The organism is Streptomyces sp. NPDC007025 (assembly GCF_042869455.1).
Lineage (GTDB): Bacteria > Actinomycetota > Actinomycetes > Streptomycetales > Streptomycetaceae > Streptomyces.
Genome location: NZ_JBIAFT010000023.1, coordinates 16,767 through 35,819, shown reverse-complemented (window position 1 = coordinate 35,819; position 19,053 = coordinate 16,767). Strand labels below are relative to the sequence as shown.

The 19,053-nt window shown below is 72.0% G+C and carries 14 protein-coding genes; 1 reads left to right on the top strand and 13 read right to left on the bottom strand.

Translation table 11 applies throughout. The features are described 5' to 3' along the window. Positions 1–404 precede the first annotated feature (404 nt). The gene (gene mobF, locus ACFYMO_RS31435; RefSeq protein ID WP_388550838.1) at positions 405–5,468 is read right to left on the bottom strand and encodes a MobF family relaxase; all 5,064 of its coding nucleotides are present in this window, start codon (positions 5,466–5,468) and stop codon (positions 405–407) included. Between the two features lie 246 nt (positions 5,469–5,714). On the opposite strand from mobF, the gene ACFYMO_RS31430 reads away from it, so the two are divergent. Then, positions 5,715–6,209 (top strand): hypothetical protein, encoded by a 495-nt coding sequence (locus ACFYMO_RS31430; RefSeq protein WP_388550835.1) that lies wholly within the window; start codon positions 5,715–5,717, stop codon positions 6,207–6,209. 106 nt (positions 6,210–6,315) lie between these two features. On the opposite strand, the gene ACFYMO_RS31425 is transcribed toward ACFYMO_RS31430, so the two are convergent. From ACFYMO_RS31425 to ACFYMO_RS31370, 12 genes are all read right to left on the bottom strand, one after another. After that, complete coding sequence (locus ACFYMO_RS31425) at positions 6,316–6,453, bottom strand: hypothetical protein (RefSeq protein WP_158687932.1); 138 nt, start codon at positions 6,451–6,453, stop codon at positions 6,316–6,318. A gap of 605 nt (positions 6,454–7,058) precedes the next feature. Next, positions 7,059–7,190 carry a hypothetical protein gene (locus ACFYMO_RS31420; RefSeq protein ID WP_388550832.1) on the bottom strand — a complete coding sequence of 44 codons (132 nt, stop codon included), beginning with the start codon at positions 7,188–7,190 and terminating at the stop codon, positions 7,059–7,061. A gap of 1,047 nt (positions 7,191–8,237) precedes the next feature. Next, complete coding sequence (locus ACFYMO_RS31415) at positions 8,238–9,542, bottom strand: MFS transporter (RefSeq protein ID WP_388550829.1); 1,305 nt, start codon at positions 9,540–9,542, stop codon at positions 8,238–8,240. 1,006 nt (positions 9,543–10,548) lie between these two features. Next, positions 10,549–10,935 carry a hypothetical protein gene (locus tag ACFYMO_RS31410; RefSeq protein WP_027761610.1) on the bottom strand — a complete coding sequence of 129 codons (387 nt, stop codon included), beginning with the start codon at positions 10,933–10,935 and terminating at the stop codon, positions 10,549–10,551. 559 nt (positions 10,936–11,494) lie between these two features. Beyond that, the gene (locus ACFYMO_RS31405) at positions 11,495–11,758 is read right to left on the bottom strand and encodes a hypothetical protein (RefSeq protein ID WP_388550826.1); all 264 of its coding nucleotides are present in this window, start codon (positions 11,756–11,758) and stop codon (positions 11,495–11,497) included. 423 nt (positions 11,759–12,181) lie between these two features. Beyond that, the gene (locus ACFYMO_RS31400) at positions 12,182–12,310 is read right to left on the bottom strand and encodes a hypothetical protein (RefSeq protein WP_388550824.1); all 129 of its coding nucleotides are present in this window, start codon (positions 12,308–12,310) and stop codon (positions 12,182–12,184) included. A 1,211-nt stretch (positions 12,311–13,521) separates the two neighbouring features. Further along, entirely contained in the window at positions 13,522–13,746 is a 225-nt protein-coding gene (locus ACFYMO_RS31395; RefSeq protein WP_388550821.1) for a hypothetical protein, read from the bottom strand. 91 nt (positions 13,747–13,837) lie between these two features. Next, complete coding sequence (locus tag ACFYMO_RS31390; protein WP_388550818.1) at positions 13,838–14,230, bottom strand: hypothetical protein; 393 nt, start codon at positions 14,228–14,230, stop codon at positions 13,838–13,840. 288 nt (positions 14,231–14,518) lie between these two features. Continuing rightward, a complete protein-coding gene (locus ACFYMO_RS31385; RefSeq protein WP_388550815.1) occupies positions 14,519–15,391 on the bottom strand; it encodes a GNAT family N-acetyltransferase in 873 nt (290 codons plus the stop codon). Positions 15,392–15,512: 121 nt separating this feature from the next. Further along, positions 15,513–16,841 carry an asparagine synthase-related protein gene (locus ACFYMO_RS31380; protein WP_388550812.1) on the bottom strand — a complete coding sequence of 443 codons (1,329 nt, stop codon included), beginning with the start codon at positions 16,839–16,841 and terminating at the stop codon, positions 15,513–15,515. Continuing rightward, positions 16,838–16,978: a hypothetical protein gene (locus ACFYMO_RS31375; RefSeq protein ID WP_388550810.1), complete on the bottom strand. Its 141-nt coding sequence runs from the start codon at positions 16,976–16,978 to the stop codon at positions 16,838–16,840. Before ACFYMO_RS31375 ends, ACFYMO_RS31380 begins: the two co-directional genes overlap by 4 nt. 1,221 nt (positions 16,979–18,199) lie before the next feature. Beyond that, positions 18,200–19,021 carry a hypothetical protein gene (locus ACFYMO_RS31370; RefSeq protein WP_388550808.1) on the bottom strand — a complete coding sequence of 274 codons (822 nt, stop codon included), beginning with the start codon at positions 19,019–19,021 and terminating at the stop codon, positions 18,200–18,202. Positions 19,022–19,053 lie beyond the last annotated feature (32 nt).

Below are 19,053 nucleotides of genomic sequence, written 5' to 3'. Positions count from 1 at the left end.
GCGTGGAGCCGGTTGCTCCCTGCTGGTCCGGGCCGTGGACAGGCCGGATCCGCACGGGATCGAGCCGTGGGCGCTAGCAGTGCGCACCTGCGTCCACGAGGACGACTTCGGGGTGACGATGGACCTGGCCGGGTGGCTTCTGCGCTACGCGACCACGCGGGGGATCGGGTTCGTCCGTGAATCGGGGCGGTGCCGCGTCCGGCGGTCTCATCCGTGACGAGAACGGATCCGAACTCGCCGATGTGCGTCCGGACGAGCAGCGGGAACCCATGTCCGGACTGTCGCGGTAGCGGCGCCGAGGACCCGTTCCCGGTCCGGGTACCGGACCCGACCCGGTCGACAGCTTCCTTCGCGGCCGCGGTCCGTGCGGGACGTTCAGCCCGCCCGGGCCTTTCGGGCGAAGGTCACCTCGCTTGACGCGGCCCGTCGCGCCGCGGGGATTCCGGGCGCTGCTGGGGTGTCGCGGCGGGTGCGGGACGCTGCTGGGGCCGGATGGCCTGCTGCTCCCGGGCAGCCTGTTCTGCCGTCCTCCTGCTCTGGGGAAGAGTGGCGCGCACGCTTGCCTCGTGCCGGAGCGCGGTGGCCGTCTCACGGAACTGCCGGGAGCGGTCGCGCATGCGCCCGGCCTCCGCACCGGCGGCCCGCGCGTCCTCGTCCGCGGTCGTCCGCGCCCGGGCGAGAGCAGCGTCGAAGGTTCCTCCGGCTTCCTGCCAGTCGTTGAGGAGCTGTTCGTGGCGGGCGGGTTCCCCGGCGGTGACTGCGGCCTCGTCGCGGTGCCGTTCGGTCTGGGCGAGCTCCTCGGCGAGGCGGGCCGCCTGCTCCTCCAGGCGACGCAGGTGCTCCTCGAGGGCGCGTCGTTCCGCTCCGCGCACTGCGGGCAGCCCCATGCGCTGAGTCGCCGCCAGTCGTGCGGCGGTCTCCTGCCGGCGGGCGGTGTTCTCCGCGGTCTGTGTGCGGGTGGCTGCGGCCTGCCGGCGGGCGTCGCGCCATCGGGTGATGGCCTCGACGCGGGCCGCCTGGGCTGATACGCGCTGCTCGATCCGACCGCCGGGTACCGCCTCGGCGGCCAGTCGCCCGGCCTGTGTCTGCTGCTCGTCGGCGCTGCTGTCGGCGGCCTTGGCGGCATCGAGCGCCCGCCGGTGCGCCTCGCGCAGCTGGGTGTCGGTGAGCCTTCCGTGGGGCCGCTCGTGCCACGGGGGCACGGGGGAATCCGCTGCGGCGGCCTGGTCGGTCTCGGGGATGCCTCGCAGGGTGCGGCGGGCCAGCTCCCGGCGGGCGTCGGAGCCTCGGCGGGCGTGCGCACGGTCCTCGAGCAGGCCGGGAGCCAGCTCGGTGAGGGTCTCCCGTGCCTCGGCGATTAGCCGCTCCTGGGCGGAGGCATTCTCCTGTGCCCGGGATGCCCGTTCGGCCAGCTGACGGGCACGCTCCTGGCGTGCGGGGGTGTCCGCGTCGGGCAGCGCCTGGGCGCGGTTGCCGGCGTCGAGTGCGTCCTGCCGGGCGGCGTCCCGCGCCGTCTCCGCACGGTGGAGCTGTGCGAGGGCCTCTTCCACGCGCTGCACCCGGTCGGCACCGTGCCGTCCGCGGTGGTCTGTGCGGCGCAGTGCGTCCTCGTTCATTGCGCCCGGCTGCTGCGACGGGGACGGAGGGGCTGAAGCGGCCCGGCAGGCGGCGATCGCGGCAGTCGCGGCATCGTAGTCTGCGGCGGCCACCGGGTCGCCGGGACGCTGTCCCAGGGCCACGTTCTCGGCGCCGAACTCCCACAGTTCGCGGTAGGCCAGAGCTGCGGAAGCGGCCCGGTCCCACAGGCTGCGGGCCTCCTCACCGGCGCTCGGGCGCGGGCCGATCGCCTCGAGCCAGGCCGGGGGCCGGGCGGCCAGTTCCTCGACCCCGGGAGCGGTGGCGAGCGGCGGCTGCGCGGCGCGCCACACACCGCGCAGGGCGGCGTCCATACCCTCGGCGGAGGGGGCGGGTCCGGTGGGTGCGGGGCCGTCGTGTCCGGCCAGGTCACGGTAGACAGCCGCTGCGGTGAGACGCTCCTGCCACGCCTGCGCCTCCCGCGCGTCCGCGGGGCGGGGGCCGTATGCGGCGGCCCATCCCCGCTCGGCTTCGGCATCCGTCTGGGCGGCTTCGCCGAGCTGGACGGCACGCTCTCGTGCGGCCGCGGCCAGGTCCCGGGCGGCCTGCACGGTCTGCGCATCGTCGCCCGGCACCGCCTCGGGCAGCAGCAGTCCGAGCGCCGGGAGCGGGTCCCCGCTGACCGACGGAACGGGGGCGAGCAGTTGCGGGGCCGTGGCCGGTCGGGGCGCGTCCTGCGCGCGCCGGAAGGCGTGCGGGGTCCCCTCGTCCGGGTCGACGGCGCGGGCGTTGCGGGCGTGCACGACGGCGGCGATGTCCCGTACCGGTCTGCCGTCGCCGTCGAGGAAGCCCCGCTGGTGCCACGTCGTCTCCAGCAGCCGGTCGGTGTCGATCCCGTCCTCGGCGAACCGTCCCAGTTGGGCGCGCAGCGCGGGCCAGGCGGGAGCGGAGAGCAGTTGCTCCGCGGCGGGTTCTCCGAGCAGTTCGGTGACGGCGCTGCGGGCCCGGTCGTCGGCGATCCGGTCGAGCACGAAGGCCAGCCTGGCTGTGTGCGTACGCACCGAACGGGCTGCTTCCTGGCTGCGGCGGGCGGTCATGGTGGCGGACTGCTGGGTGCCGTCGCGGCGCAGCGTGGACTGCCACACCTGGCGGGCCGTGAGGCGCGGCCCGGGCCGGCCGGTCTCCGGGTCGGCGGGCTCGGAGGTGATCAGATAGGCGTGGTTGGCCAGGCGTCCCCGGGTGAGTGCGGGGTAGGCGCCGTTGCGGTCCATGGAGCTGTCGAACAGGGCGTGTCCCGTGTCGACCGTGAGCCCTTGTGCGCGGTCCTTGGTGACCGCGTAGCCGAGCTCCACCGCTTCGGACACATAGCTGCCGGGCAGGGTGACGCGGCGGCCGGTGCGGTCGTGGACGGCGGTGAGACCTCCACCGTCCTCGACGGCTTCCACCGTCCAGGTGTCACCGTTGCGCACCCACTGGCGGCCGTCGTGAGTGCGCAACCGGCGGTCGTTGGCGCGGGTGACGACCCGGTCCCCGGCGCCCGCCCGGTTGCCGTCGCTCAGGGCGGTCTCGGCAGCGGTGTCGACCTCGCCACGGGCCGCCAGGTCGCTGCGCGCACGCTCGTTCAGCTGCGCAACGAGTGCGTTGCTGGAGGCGATCATGACGGACTTCAGTCCGTCGCCGGCGTCCTGCCGCCAAGCGGTGTAGACGGCGTCGAGCATGGTTTCGGCACCGCCGTGCGCGATGCGGCCGCGCTGCGCATAGGCGTCGAAGGAGGCGTCCGCGTCACCGCGCGAGAGCGCCGTCGCGGCGTCGACTTCCCAGCGGCGGATGGTCTTGTCGGCGTCGCGGAAGCGGCGCACCTCCGACAGGTACTGCGCACCCGCGTCGGCCTCGACGAGGGCGAGCGCGCCGCCCACGCCGGGGGAACCGAGCTGCCGGGGGTCCCCCACCAACAGCAGCCGTCCGCCCGCCGTTTCGACCTGTTCGGCCAGCGCGTGCAGGTCGGGTGTGGAGGCCTGGCCGGCCTCGTCGACGATGACGATCTGCCCGGGCTGCAGCGACCACTGGGCTCCGCCGTGCCGCTCGCTCATGTAGCGCCAGCGGGCGATGTTCTCCGCCCGGATGCCGGCTTCCTCGCCCAGGTTGTCGGCCTGCACCTGGCCGCCCGCCAGTCCCAGTACGGGAAGATCGTGGGCGTCCGCGGCTTCGCGCACCAGCCGCATGATGGTGGTCTTCCCGGTGCCCGCGGGGCCGATGACCGCGCTCACGCGCACGTCGGAACCCAGCAGGTTCCGTACGACCTGCCGCTGTTCCGCGCTGGGCCGGAATCCGCGCTCCTCGTCTCCGGCTGCGAGGGCGTCGTCGACCTTTCCGGGGGTCAGAGTGCGCACCGGGGCAGGTCGGGTCGCGGCCTCCACCAGGTCCTGTTCCGCGGCCAGGAGACCGTGCGAGGTGAAGACCTGACCGGTGGCGACCGGCTCGAAGACGGAGCCGCCGTCCGCCCGGCGGAAGCGCTCCGGAAGCGCCACCGCGTCGGGGGCGTCCAGGCGCGCACACAGGTCCGGGTCGAGCAGTGCGTCGGTGGCTCGTTCCACTGTCCGCGTGAACGCTTCGTCGTCCAGCCGCACGTGCCAGCCCGTCTCCACGAGCTGCCGGCAGATCTCGGCTGCCGCGTTGGATCGGGTCCACTGGGCGCGCTGTCCTTCCAGGATGCGCAGCGCTCTTCCGGGTATCCCGGTCAGCGGAACGTCGGGCTCGGGAGCGGTCTCGGTCTGTTCCCGGGAGACCTCGGCCGCACGCCGCAGGAGATCCTCGGGGTGCGGGATTCCCAGCTCCCGGGCCTGCGCGATCCACCTGCCGCGCTCCTCCTCGACGGTGCTGGGCTGCTTGTCCGGACGGGCGCTGAGCGTGGCAGCCTGAGCCAGCTTGTACTCCTCCGCGCGGGTGGGCTCACGCCCCTCCCGGGCCACGAATTCTCGGGTCATCGAGGCCAACTCGGTCTCGGTGCTGCGACGTCGCTGCGAGAAGTCTCGGACGGCCTTCTCGCCCACTCCGAGGAACTCCCGCACCGGGCGCCGCGCGGGCCGTAGCGAACTCTGCCGGACGTCGGCGAGAACCTCGAACTCCGCCGCCATTCCTCGCTCCACCTCGGCGGTGTACAGCTCGGAGAACTCCACCAGTCGGGCGTGCAGCGGCCGTGCGTCCAGGGCCAGCCAGCGGCCGTCCTCGGTGCGTACCTTTGAGCTGATCTCCAGGTGCCGGTGGAAGTCCGGGTCGCCGGTGCGGGAGCTTCGGTGGGTGAAGACGGCACCGATGAAGCCCCGTCCGGGGACCTGGATCTGGGATGCCGCCGTCGGTCCCACCCGGGTCCAGCACACCTCGTCCTCGATGCGTGCGAAGACTTTCTCGAATGCCGAGCGCTCCACGGCCTGGAGCCGTGCGCGCTGCTCGTCGTCGGCTGTGGCCCACAGCAGCGAGAAGCTCTTGACGGGTGAGAGGACCATCTCCCAGCCCGCTCGCGCGGTGCGGTTTCCTTCCTTGTCGGCCTTGGCCTGGAGCTGCTGACGGCGTGCCTCGCTCGCCTTCGGTTCGGCGGCCAGGTACTTGGCGAACAGTTCGTCGGCGGGTGTGTAGCGCGGCCATGCACGACCCATCGGCTTACCGCCGACCGGGTCGACGGCGTCCTTGAAGATCGCGTCGGCGTCCTCCTGGGTGACCGTCCCCGACAGTCCGATCGCTGCGGCCTCGGCTCCGATCCACTCGCCGGGAGTGTCTCCGCCCTCAGCCCACTGGGCGGTCAGCTGCTTGTTCCCGGCCTCCACATCGTCGCCGGAGACGGTGCGCATCAGGTAGTCGATTCCGGAGCCCGCCGATATCGGATGCAGCGTGATCACCGACGCCCCCCGAAGCCTGCCGCGTGCGCGTTCCGCGGCGACTCAGAGGGGACAACCAGGCTGGGCATGAATGCAGTTCACAGTACTCGACGACGAATAGCAAGAGGTGTGACTGATTACCAAGTGTCGGTCTGTGAGCCCTCACGGAGCTGAGGGCTCACAGACCGACACTTTCCTCTTCTGTGACAGTGATGGGACATCAGAGGCTCTTGTGACGGACGAGGTGGTCCGGAAGCATCTGCGGACATGACGTCACGACACAACGAACGCCTCCAGGAACGACGCCAAGCCCTTCGCGAGCAGCACAAGCGCGAACTGGAAGAGGCCAAGCGGCGCCAGGCCGCCCAGCTCACCTCGATCACCGCCTACGACCAGCGCATGGCCAAGCTGGAGGACGCCCGCCGCGAGGTGGCCACCGCCGTCGCCGAAGCCGTCACCGCATTCGGCGGCCGGCGCGACGCCGCCGCCGCCCTCGGGCTGACTGCGGCCGAGATACGGGAGTACCTGGCGACGCATGAGGAGCACGCCGCCCCTTTCCGGGCGGCCGACCGGACGGCTGACGGGCGTGCGTCGACAGCCGAAGAGCCCGCGGTGGCGGAGCAGCCAGTGGTTGAGCGGCCGTCGTCGGCAGAGCAGTCTGCCGACCAGCACGCGCCGCGTGCGGCGAAAGAGCCGGGTGGGCCGGCCGGCCCGGCTGCCGGAGTGCCCGCGCCGGACGCGCCGATGGCGAACCCTGTCTGACCGCGTCCGGTTCGCGACGGCGACCCTCACACGCGAAAGGCCCTGGGGCCGCCGGTGTTCTGGCGGCCCCAGGGCCGGTTGTTCCGCGGTGACTCGGCGGAGTGCTTCAGCTCTTGTCCCTCTTGCCGAAAAGGGGGCGCTTCCCCTTCAGCGCGGCGTCCCCGATCCGGTCGACGCGCTTCTCGATGACCTTCGCCCTCCGCTCGGCCTTGTCAGCGGCGGTGGGCTTCTTCTTGCCAGCCATGACCTGCTCCTTCGACGGTGCCGGGCGGTGCCTCCGTCGTGAGGGAGGGGGTCCGTGGTGGGCCCTGCCCGACGCAGCCGATCAGCCCCGGGGGCGGGGTGGGGGCAAACGCGTCTTTGGTTTGCGGCCACCCCGCCCCCGGGGCAGGCTGCAAGCGGCGGACAGGGACCTCCACGGACCCCCCTCACGACGGAGGCACCGCCCGGCTGTCGAAGACAGCTGAGGCCTGCACAAGCCGAGCTCGGGAAAGACGGCAGGCGATTCAGCAAGCGAATGCGGAAAAGGACCGCCGGGACCGCAGCGGCTGAGCACGAGTCGGAGAACGGGGGAAGCACCGCGGCGGGATCGGCACGGTGAACGGTTCACCTGCACGAGCCCAGTCGTGAAGCCGACACGTTCCCGGGGAGGACAGGACCGCGGTCACGGGGGGGGCAAAAGCCTGGCGGGTCCAACACTTCGACGCTGTACCGGCGGACATCGCGGACGGCGCTTGTGAGAGATCGCCGACCAGCCAGAGACCGCGGCTCTCCGAACACGAAAAAGGCCCCGGCACCGCCGCGATGGCGGTCCCGGGGCCGACTCGTCAGAGGCGAGTCACAGTCGCCTCACCCTCCGGAGGAGTCGTCGCTGTCCGATCCGGAGAGAGGAACGTCCTCAGCCGTGAAGTTCCCGGCGTCGGGGGCGTCCTCGGAGGCAGTCGTCTTGCCGCTCCAGATGTCCTCGGTGGGGTGCTGCACAGTGTGCTCCTTCGACGGTGCCGGGCGGTGCCTCCGTCGTGAGGGAGGGGGTCCGTGGTGGGCCCTGCCCGACGCAGCCGATCAGCCCCGGGGGCGGGGTGGAGGCAAACGCGTCTTTGGTTTGCGGCCACCCCGCCCCCGGGGCAGGCTGCAAGCGGCGGACAGGGACCTCCACGGACCCCCCTCACTGATGCCGGAACCAGCTTCCGTTGACGAGCAGCCGAGCGTGCGGGACCTGCCGCATCCGAGCGGTCGTACACGGTGAACCCCGGTACCGGCGGTACCGGGGACCACCAGCTCTGCCGGGTCAGTCGTCCCCATCCGAACCGGTCTCGTCCTGAGGCTGGGGAGGCTCGGGCTGAGGGGGCGCGGGCCGGGGCTCGTGACCGCCGGCGTCCGTCCAGATGCCGCCCTGTTTCGTCATGGTGCGCTCCTTCTCGACAAGGCCGGGCGGTAGCTCCGCGTTGAGGGAGGGACCCGTGGTGGGCCCTGCCCGGCGTGGCCGATCAGCCCCGGGCGCGGGGCGGGAGCAAACACGCTTCTGGTTTGCGACCGCCCCCGCCCCGGGGCAGGCTGCGCACGGCGGGCAGGACCCACCACGGACTCACCAAGTGGGCCCGTGCGCACGGAGGTGCGGGAGGCCGGAAACAGCGGGAGCCGGTGTGGCGGGGTCAGCCCGCGGCCGGCTGTGAAGACGCCGCGCCGCAAGCGGCGGATCGGAACAATGCACGCACGCACGCGGGCAACAGCAGGACGGCGCGGATGTGCTCTGTCGATACGTCGCCGGGTGTGTGCCCGGTCGGCGACGGGGCGGGACATCGCGCCGAGCGGGCGGCGGTATCTGTCCGACTCTGCGCAGAGGAAGAGTTCGTGGGCCCAGGAGTTGAGTCACGGCTCGCAGAGATCCCGCGCAGAAGTGCTGCGCGGCCGTTCCGGGGAACGCCGCCCACCGGAAGGCGGCCCGGTGCCCCATGGCACCCGGGCCGAACAGACCGATCCGGTCAGCCGGTCGGCCACTGCCCACCGGAGTGAGCAGCGGCCGACCGGTCACCCGGTGGGCTCCTTCGCCAGGAGCTCTGTCTGCGGACGGTCCTCCCGGATCCTCGGGGTGAGCGATCGGACCTCCTTGCGGAGCACCGTGCTCTGGGTCACCAGGAGGTACAGGACCGCGGCCACGATCAGCGGCACGGTCAGTCCGAAGCGGTCCACGATCAGCCCCGCGGCGAGCCCGCCGAGAGCGCCGCCCGTCTTGGACGCCGCACCGCCGACGGACCTGACCCGGCTCCGGAACTTCTCCGGGGGCCACTGGTAGAGGATCCGCCCCACCACCGAGTAGGGGAACGCACCGGCGAAACCGGCGGCGATCCAGGACACCATCACCAGCCACGTCGGTGCCCCCAGGGCCAGCACCAGCGGCTGAGGCACGATCAGCAGGTAGCCGACGGCCATGATCGCCGAAGGCCGCACCCGCTCGATGACCGGCACGGCAACCAGACTTCCCGCGAAGCCCGCGAGCGCCGCCGCGCTGACGAGTGCCCCGATCGCTCCCGGTCCTGCGTGAGTCTCCCTGGCCCACAGGGGCAGGAACACACCGCTCATCGGCGCGACGAGGAACTCCATGGAGCCCAGCATCACGTGCAGCCTGACCAACAGGCCGTCCCTGCGGAAGTAGCTGACTCCTTCACGGAGGCTCCGCCAGTACCCGAGCTTGCTCTCACCCGGTCCCGCCTGGGCGTGGTCCGGCTCCATGCCGTGCGGCAACGCCACACCGACGATCAACGCGTTCGCCGCGAACAACGCGGTCACCACCGACAGGCCGATCACCGGCACCGGCGCCAGCAGCGCACCGAGGGAAGGTCCGAACACCTGGCCCGCCGTCGACATCGCCGTCCCCAGGCTGATACCGCGGCCCTCGGCGACGCCGACGTACCGCGCCGCTGCGGGAGCCAGTCCGGCCATCGCCACCAGGGCCGCTCCGCTCGCAGCGCCCGACGACGCCAGGAGCGCCAGCAGCACCGGGAAGGAAAGCGAGTCCATGCTCACGAGCACGGCGATCGTCGCGATACAGCCCGTCTGTACCGCGGCACCGATCCACGTCGACCTGCGCAGTCCCACCCGGTCCACCACCGGACCGGCCAGGAACCGTGCCACGACGGCCGGTGCGACCTCGGCGAAGACGACCAGCCCCGCGTGGCTCGTGCTGCCGGTCGTGGAGAACACGAACCACGGCATCGTCAGAGTCAGGACCCAGTAGCCCATGACCCCGGTGAACGTCGAGGTCAGCACCCACGTCAGCGGGCCGAAGTGCCTCGACAGCGACCATCTCAGGGCCAGACTGTCGTAACTTGCCATGCCCATGACACCTCCAATTCCAGAGGAGGCTCGGACCCGACAGCGGGCTCCGATGCCTCGCCGGGAACGTCCCGGCAGGGGTGCCAGGGACAGGTGGTGGAGGTACCGGGGCGCAGCGCAGCAAGGCGCGGTACCTCCACCACCTGTCAAGCTCCGATGCCGGGTCGTTCTCGGCGGGGCATCGGAGCCCGCCTCGCCCCGGGACGGGGGAACAGGCGGGCGTGGCTCCACAGGAACCGGACTGACGACGGGGCATCAGAAGCCCCTCGGTGGCCGCCGACCGCGGAAGAGACGATCGGACTGCTGGCCTCGGCAGGACTGTCGGCCTCCGCTCACACGCGACGCTCACGGACAGCCGTCTGCACAGCTCACGGCCGAAGAGGACACTCCTCTGCCCGGCCGGATGACCTCACACCCGAGCACGCCCGCACGCGCACCATCCCGCCGTCCCCGGCCCACACCGTCACCGCCGCCACGACACACCGCGCAGGAACAGCACCTTCGTCCCGCACCCAACCGTCCCCGCCCGACAACACCCCCGAGCCGTCACCGGCACCACGCCCGACAGACGCCAGACGACACCCCCGAACAACCGCGCCGCCGGGCACGACACATGCCGCCGCGCTCCTCGAACGTGACCCCCGCCCCGCACACACTCCACGGAATCCACCGCCGGAACAGTCGGCCCACACGACGAGCCCCGGCCTCGCGCCCCTCCGCGGCCGGCGCACCGATCCGGCACGAGACCCACGGCACCCCGAACAACGACACACATCGACCGCCGGACAGCACTCGCCATGCCCCGACCGCTGCTTCCAGCACTCACCTGAGCCGTCTGCGACATGCCGTAGGAAGCCACCGATCCCGCACCACGCATTCGCACGGTCCCAGGCCGGCTCCCGATCGAACAGCCGGCCCGGAACAACACACGAGAAGGCCCCGGTCTCCCACCGGAGTGGGAGACCGGGGCCTTCCGACACCGTGACGCGCGCGGCGCCCCGGGGCCCTAGACGGCCTCGTCCTCGTACAGGTCGGCGAACTCCACCCGCCTCACGTCAGCGATCTCCAGCGGCTGCCGCAGGAGGCGGCGCAGCCAGGCGAACGGCCTCGACTTCTTGAGGTGCCCCGCGCCGATCTCGACCGAGACCCACCGGTACTCCACGTCCCGCATGGCCTTGCCCTCCGGGGCGTAGAGGGCCTGGGCGGCCTCCAGCTGCCCGGCGGGGACCTCGACGATCCACGAGTCCGAGCGCTGCTCCCACGGCCGCCGCCCCTGCCGGGGGACCTCCACCTGCAGGACGACCGTTCCCTTGCCCTCGTCCGGAACTCCCGCGGACGCGACCCTGACCACCAGACCCTCGATTGCGAGGGAGTAGCACTCCGAGAACAACATGACAGCTCCTCTGCTGTAGACAGCCGGGGAGCGCCCGTGCGGGCCGCCCTGGGCGCTCTGCCCTTCCCGGCACGATGCCGTCCGCGCCGCGACGGGATCGGGGGGCAACCGCTGCGGAGCGGTGGTTGCCCCCCGGTTCTGGCGTGGCGCAGGCTCGCGGGGCGGGAAGGGCGGACCGCCCAGGGCGGCCCGGGCAGGTACCTGCGAAGGCCGCGCAGGAGAAGGGCGTACCGGCGGCGAGGAGCGGTTCCCGCGGTCTGGTCGCGACCTGGATGCTGGGCGCCTGGGACGGGCTTGGACGGGGCGGAAAGGCCGGACCTGCGACGGCGCGGTGGCGCCGCCATGGGCCGAGGGGTGGCTACGCCGCGTGCCGGGCACGCGCCGAGCCCCGCGATGCGACGATTCGGGAAGCACGAGAGGGGGTGTCCGCCGGCTCCCCGGCGGACACACCCCCCTTCTCCTCCACGGATTCCGAACCCGCCGAAGCGTCGGGCGGGCGTCGGGTCCCGGCTGCTCAGCCGCACCTGGTCGTGCGGCTGAGCAGCGACCGGGACAGGTCTCAGTCGCAGTCGTGGTGGAAGATGAAGATGCCGCCAGAACCACTGCTGTGCTTCCCGGGCTTCGGCTTCCCACCCCGCTTGAAGATGGACTTCCCGCCGTGCTTGGACGGGGAGAATGCCGCGGTCTGCACCGTCGTGGTCCCGAGGCTGTTGTCGCTGCAGCTGTCGTTGTCGGCCTGGCATCGTGCGACCAGGAAGACGACGGCGAGTACCAGCACGAGGGTCACGGCCACCGTCACGATCAGACTTCGGCTCCTGCCCATGTTGCCTCCTTCGTGGAAAGGGACCCCGCCGGTGTCCGCGGCGTGTGGTGATCCCCTGTCCGACGCGTGCCGACCGCGCTGCGCCAGGGTGGGAAGCAACCGGTGGAGGAACGAGACCGGTTGCTTCCCACCCTGGCGCAGCGCAGGCTCAAAGCGGCGGACAGGGGCCACCACCAGGCGCGTCAGCGGTGAAGGAACGGTGAGCAGCAGGTGGCACGGACGACGGCCCCGCGCACCGGGCAACGGGTCGCAGCCAAGGAGGCCCCGGCATCCACCGCGCTGGCAGCGCCGGGGCCTGCTCTCAGCGGGCGGCCCGGCGAGTTTCGGCAGGGTCGCGGTACCCGTGGGCCCCGCGCCATGGACACCGGACGAGGCTCGGTGCCCGCCGCTCTGCGGCGGGCACCGAGCCTCACAGCGGACGGCTCAGCTCTCGCTCCCGCCGCACTTGAGGCACTTCCCCAGAACGTACACGCAGCTGCCGCCCTCCTTGCTCGGGCAGGCGTTGCTCAGGGTCGCCAGTGCCTGCACGCTCTTCCGGGTGAGGTTCTTCATGTCCTCGGTCCTCTCCGCCGGAGAGGGGAGGCCGCTTGTTGCGGTCCGTGGTGGCCCCTGCCCGACGCAGCCGATCAGCGCTGGGGGCGGGGTGGGGGCAAACGCGCTCTTCGTTTGCGGCCGCCCCGCCCCCAGCGCAGGCTGCAAGCGGCGGGCAGGGGCCACCACGGACCGCACGGCGGCCGATGGTCGCCGGCCCGAGCGGGGCGGGCGCGAGCCGGAAGAGACTCGCAAACACGCGGGGCGGCGCGGCGAAGCCCCGGTGCCGCCGCGATCGGCGGCACCGGGACCGACTGCCCGGCCGGGCCGGGGTTCAGCGCTCGCCCTGCCCGGATCCGCCGCCGGGCCGCGGGGGCCGGGTCAGACGGGGAAGGTCGTCCGACTGGCCGCCAGTGTCCTTGGCGTCCTGCTCCTTCATGGGTTTTCCTCCTCCGGTCGTGCCGGACGGTGGCCTCCGTCCAGGAGGCGGGCCGTGTTCGGTCCTGCCCGGCGCAGCCGACCAGCGGCGGGAGCGGGGTGGGGGCAAACACGCTGTCCGTTTGCGGCCACCCCACTCCTGCCGCAGGCTGCACGCGGCGGGCAGGACCGAACACGACCCCTGCGGATAGCTGCCAGCCGGCGCCGGGGATGAGGGCGAGCCGGAGGAGTTCCCCGGGGAGCCGACGGCCGACGCGTGGAGCAGTGGCTTGCCCGGTGCGGACAGCCGGGGAGCGCAGCCCCGCAGGCGGCGGCCCACCCCGCCGAATTCGCCCCGCCGGCACAGCGGGCTGCGGTGCCGCCGTGGTCCGACGGCGCCGGAGCCCGCCACCCCACCGGGACGTGATCTTCCAGTGGATCAGCAACTCGGGCAGGGCTCGGTCCTGTTCCCCTTACCAGTGATGACGATGATGACGCCCCGGCCCATGCAGGTGCGGCAGGTTTCGGCCATGACGTGCTCCTTCTCGACAGTGCCGGGCGGTGCCTCCGTCGTGAGGGAGGGGGTCCGTGGTGGGCCCTGCCCGACGCAGCCGATCGGCCCGTGGGTGGAGTGGCCGCAGACATGCTCTTCGTCGGCCGCCACTCCCCCACGGGCACGCTGCGTGCGGCGGGCAGGAACCGCCACGGGCCCCCCTATGACGGCGGTATCGCCCGCCGGTCGCCGAGAAGGAACCGGCTCGCCGGGTGCTTCCGGCTCCCTGTAAGGAGCCGGAAGCACCCGGGTCAGTCACCCGTCACCGCGCGCCGGCCCACCCGGCTTCGTCAGGAGCGTCGAAGTGGCGCTCCTGACGCTCCAGATTCGCCACGAAGGCGGCGGTCCGTGCCGCGTCCTGCGCCACCAGGTTCCCCGTGCGGTGATACCCGCGACGGTAGAGCCCGGTCTCCGGCACCGGAGCGACGAACGCGCCGCAGGACAGTGCTTTCACCACGAACGTGCCGTCCTCCGGCCCGTAGGCCACAGGCCGGACACGACGAAGGGCGGCCCCTCAGCCGAGGGACCGCCCTTGCGGAGCGGGAGGGAGCGGCGGGCGGCCGCCCCTCCCGGGCCGACTACTTCACCAGGCCCTGCAGAAACTTCGGCGTGGCCACCGGCTTCTCAGCCTTCCGGCGGACGACGACCTCGCTGAGCACCAGCTGGTCGCTGCCGTAGGTCCCGTTGGGCCTCTTGGCCCCGTGCTTGTACTCGAGGCTGAGAGCGCTCACGAAGTCGCCCTTCCCCAGCGACGTGATGACGTCGATCCACCCGCGGTTCGTGGTGACGAAGGAGACGTAGTCGTCCTCACGCCGGGTGTTCTCGTTCTGGTTCGTCACGCGGACGGTGAGTGTCGCCCAGTCGCCCTTCTGGTTCACGAAGGTCCTCGCCACGTGTCCGGTCGCCGTGGCGAAGTAGGGAAGCTTCTTGGCCAGGACCTGCAGTGCCTGCTCGACGGTGATCTCTTCCACGGTTCCTCCTGTGCGGTGGCCGGGAGGAATGGCCGCTGCTGCGACCCGGGGCTCTGTGGTCCCCTTCCCGGTGATCGGCCGACAGCGCCGCGTCGGGGCGGGGGGTCAACCGAGCGCGCTTTTTGCTCGGTTGACCCCCCGCCCTGGCGTGGTGCAGGCTCAGGCACCGGGAAGGGGGCGCAGAGGCCCGCACCACAGCAGTGGTCGCCCCTCACCGCCGGAGGCCTGGAGAACACCCCGGCCGGCAAGCCCCCGGCCCTGGCCGCAGCCCTCCTCTGCCGCACCGGCTCAGGGCCGCGGACCCCGCGTGTAGAACCACAGGCGGTCGACCTCGACGAACCCGACCGACTCGTACAGCGCGTTGGCAGCGCTCCGGTCGTCCTCCGCGCGAGGCCCGTCGTCCACGTACAGGATCACCTCACGGGCACCCTGCTCCAGCAGCAGGTCCAGGGCCGAACCCACCAGCGCACGCCCCAGGCCACGGCCCCGCGCCCGCTCCTCGACGGAGATCCACCACAGCACGCCGGTTCCCGCCACGGGGGGACCGACGACGACCTCACCGGTCTTCCGCCCCCAACGGTCACGAACCCGCACCTCGAAGTTGCCGTCCTCGCACTGCCGCGCCCTCACCCCGGTACTGCGGGGCAGAAGTTCCCGCGACTCCAGAGGCATCCGCATGTAGCGCCACAGGTTCTCCCCCGTGAACCCCGCCTTCTGCAAGGCCCGGTGGGTGGCCTGACGGCGCCGAACGGGCAGCGCCTCCAGCCCCCGGGTCAGTGCCGATGCGAAGTCGAAGGCACGCACGGAATCCGTGCCCAGCTCCACGCACGCGTGGTCCACCAGCGCCGTCGCCAGGGACTCGTCCTCCCGGCAGTGCAGCCACAGGAGGAACCCGACCGGCTCCGCGGCATGCACCGCGTACGACACCACTCCGACCACCTGGCCCGAGCCGTCCACCGCCACATCCGTACGCACCAGCGCCAGCAGCGCCCACCACCCCGCGTCGATCTCCGACCGCCCCGCAAGCGCCTCCGCCAGCATCTCGGCGGAGACCCGAGGCTGACCGGGGAGCCGGTCCTCGTTCACGATCTCCAGGACCATGCCCTCGTCCGCGCTCTCGTACGGCCGCATCGTCACGACCGCCTTCGGACTCGCACTCATCTCGACCTCCTTCTCCGACGTGCCGACCGACTCGCCGGTCACTGTTTCTGCCGTGAAAGGGCCGGGACGGGATCGGCATCCCGCCCCGGCCAGCAACCCACCTGGACCGGCAGCTCTCCGGTCAGCCGAACGTGGCGCCGTGCCGCTGCGCCCCCTTCAGCCAGCGCTCGATGCCGGCCAGGTAGATCAGGGTCCCCGTGTCCCGCTCCTGGGCGAGCCGTTCCCGATCGACCAGTCCCACCTCGCTGAGCAGCAGCGGCTGGTCCTTGTCCAGCAGTGCGGCCTGACCTGCAAGCGCACCGCTGTAGTACTGCTTGCGCGGCGACAGCTTCGCCGTCGCGCCCGGCGGCAGCAGGTCCAGAACCAGCGCCTTGCCCCGCCAGTACTTCGAGGGGAGGCCCGGCCCGTACCGGTCGGCCAGCGGCACCGCCAGCGCCGCCTCCAGGAAGGAGCGGTGCAGGAACGGCGACTCCTCGGGAACCCGCCCCACCGGCGGCGGCAGGGTGTAAGGGAACAGCGCGTCGTACGCGTCGGCCTCCGCCCAGGACCAGCCCTTCGCGGCGTGCGCGGACACCTCGTCGGCCACCCACTGGCGCGACCACTCCGTCGCCTGCGCCCGGTAGGGCTCCGCCAGGATCGACGGCGCCACCGGATCGCACCACTCGGGCCAGTTCTCGGCCCAGTACCCCAGAGCACGCAACCGGCGGGACACGAGACGCGAACCGACAGCAGCGGTCTCCCCGAACAGGCCCGGACCGGTACCCGCCACGTCCCTGAGGTATTGACGGGCTCCCTGCAGGCCGTGCCGTCGGGCGATCGCCGTCGTGGCGTAACGGGGGGTGCCGAGAAGTTCATCCGAACCGTCGCCGGAAAGGATGATGTCGAGCCCCAGGTGCTCCGCCCGCACTGCGGCGGCCGCGTGGACCTCGGGCAAACCGTCGAGCCGGGGCCCCACCGGCGACCACTCCGGCTCGCGCCGGTCACGCCGCGGGTCGAGAACGACCAGCTCCACATCCAGGTCGAAGGCGTCGAGCAACCGCTTGACCTCTGCGACCGCGCCTCCGCCGACGTCGTCGGAAATGTCGATGGTGAAGGCCACCACACGCCTGCCCTCGGCGACCGCGCACGCATGAAGCAGCACGGCCAGCGAGTCGAGCCCGCCGGAGACCATCACCCCGATGCCCCGCGCCTGGGCGGTCATCTCCCGGACAGCGGCCGAGAACGCCGCGTGCAGACCCAGCGGTGACGACTTCGGAGTGACGGGCTGGGGGCTCAGACGCTCGACGCCTTCCCAGAAGCTGACGGGCACGAACTCGCCCGACAGCACGGGCGGGGCCAGCAACAGCCCCACCGAACTCAGATCGACCCCCGGAACGGGGCCGGCGATCACCAGCGGGTTCGCCGCGGTGTCACCAGCCCCGTTCCGAAAGCCTGCGGACCAGTCGATCACTTGGTGACCGAGAGACCCGTCAGCTGGCGGAGCCGGGCCAGGAAGCCCTTGCCGCCGCGGGGCGCCTCACCGAAGGTGAAGCCCTTCGAGCCGAGACCGTGACCGCCACCGTCACCCGGGGTCGACTTCTTCGACATGCTCATCAGCTCCTCGTGAACTGCGTGGACGTCCCGCCGCTGCGGCGGTGGCGCCCGCCGGGTCCTTCCCGGCACGAGCCGTCCGGCGGGCCCCCTGGGTGGCCGCAAGTGCTCTTCTTGCGGCCACCCAGGGGGTCTGCCAGGCTCAAGTGCCGGGAAGGACCCGGCCGGTGCCACCGCCGCGGACCGCCCACCCGGTTCACAGGGAGCACCAACGGCGTAAGCGGGTGACTCGGGATGTCGCCTCGCGGTTCGTGGCCCCCGGGTGAAGGTCCTACGGCCCGCTGATACGGGCACGGACGAGCACGGCCCCTCGGCACGGGCAACGACATACACCGTGTGGTCGCATGGCCGCCTACGTCTTCGACCTCACAGGCCGTCGGCCGCTGGCCGACGGCGTACTGCGTCTCCTCACTGCAGAGCAGAGAACTTCCCGCTGTCCGTGGGCCGTACTGCGACACCAAGTGGCCATCTCGGAAACGGGGATGAGGTGGCTGGCAAGAAGCCTCCCGTCCACCCCATGCTCCCGACCACCCGCATCGGCGCCGCCATGAAATCGCCGAACGGGTCTACCCACACCCTCCTGGAAGCAAGCCGGCCGACAGCGGCCCTCCACGACGAGACGGGACCTGCCCCGCGCGCATCGCCACGATGCCGCCATGGCCCTCGCCACCACCGGCAGCAGCAGGTCGCCGCTGCTCGCCGCCTCCGCCCTCCTCAGGGTCATCGTCATGGCTGCTGGCAGTCGGCGCGCACAGACTCCTCGGCCACTACCGACACAGCGCAGGCATGTTCGAACTTCCGCCACGGGCGTGCGTCACCGAAGCCCCCGTCGGTGACGTGGTAACGGCAGCGAACCGAGTTGGCATGCGCCGCCCCGGTCGGTTCGACCACAGCCTGCGGGCAGCGATTCTCCGGCGGGGTACGTAGCCACCACCTCCACGGACTGACCCCACTCGACGCTTGCCACCACACCTCCCAGCGCCTCCACAACGAATGCCGCAGAGCCTGCAGCGAGCCGGCGGAGCCTTGGACTGACCGGCATCGGACACCGCCGTTCCGCATAAGCGAAGCCCTATTGCATAGCTCGCTCTCTTCCTTTCACTACCTCTCTGCGCCGGGGGCTGCGAGAGGTAGTGAGTCGCTGTCACGCCGAAGGGGCGAGGGAGCATCTGGCTCCCTCGCCCCTTCGGCGTTGCGCGTCTCTTCCGGCCGGCTGCGCTACCGCGCCGACAGGCGTTCCACTCCCCCACGGGGGTAGCGGCCGAAGCGCCCCGGCGTCAGCCCGTTGCGCTCGGCCGTGACCTCGAACTTTCCGACCGGCCAGCCCAGCAGCTGTGCGGCTTCCTCGCTGCTCAGGCTCGCCTCGACCCAGGCGTGCCGGTCGGATATGGCCGCGGTGATATCCGCCGGGTCGATGCCGTCCAGGTCCTCGATGGCGTACAGCGGCCAGCCGCGGAAGTCACCGACGGGCCGCAGGATGCCCTGCTCGGCCAGCAACTGGATGTCGGCCCGCTCCACCTCCAGGCCGGTCCGCTGTGCCAGATGCTCCGCAGCCTTCTCGGAGCCGAGGCCGGGGTGGTCGCCGACGGCGGCGAGGATCTCCTCGACCCTGTCCGGCAGGGCTGCGACCGACTCCTTCGACCAGCGCTTCTGCTCGGTGTCGGGCTCCGGGATCAGCCCCCTCTCCCGAGCACGCTGCAACTGCCATTTCTTCAGGCCCAGATGGCGGCTGAGCTGCACCGGACCGAACGTCTCCGTCCGGTGCGCGCCACGCGCCCGGGAAACGGCCGGACCACTGTCCGCTGCGGCAGCTGCGGGAGGTGCAGGAACCGCAGGCTCCTCCCGCCGCGGCTCTAGGGCGGCAACGATCTCGTCGACGTGGTCCGGAAGAGTCCTGGCGAGGGCGTAGGACCAGCGTCTGTCGTCGATATCAGGCGGCGGGATCAGCCCCCGGTTCTGCGCACGACGCAGTTGTGACTCCTCGATGCCCAACCAGCGGGCGAGCTGCACGGGGCCGAAGTCGGCACGGTTCTGACTCACAGCGCTTCCCCTCCGCATGACACGTTCGCGGG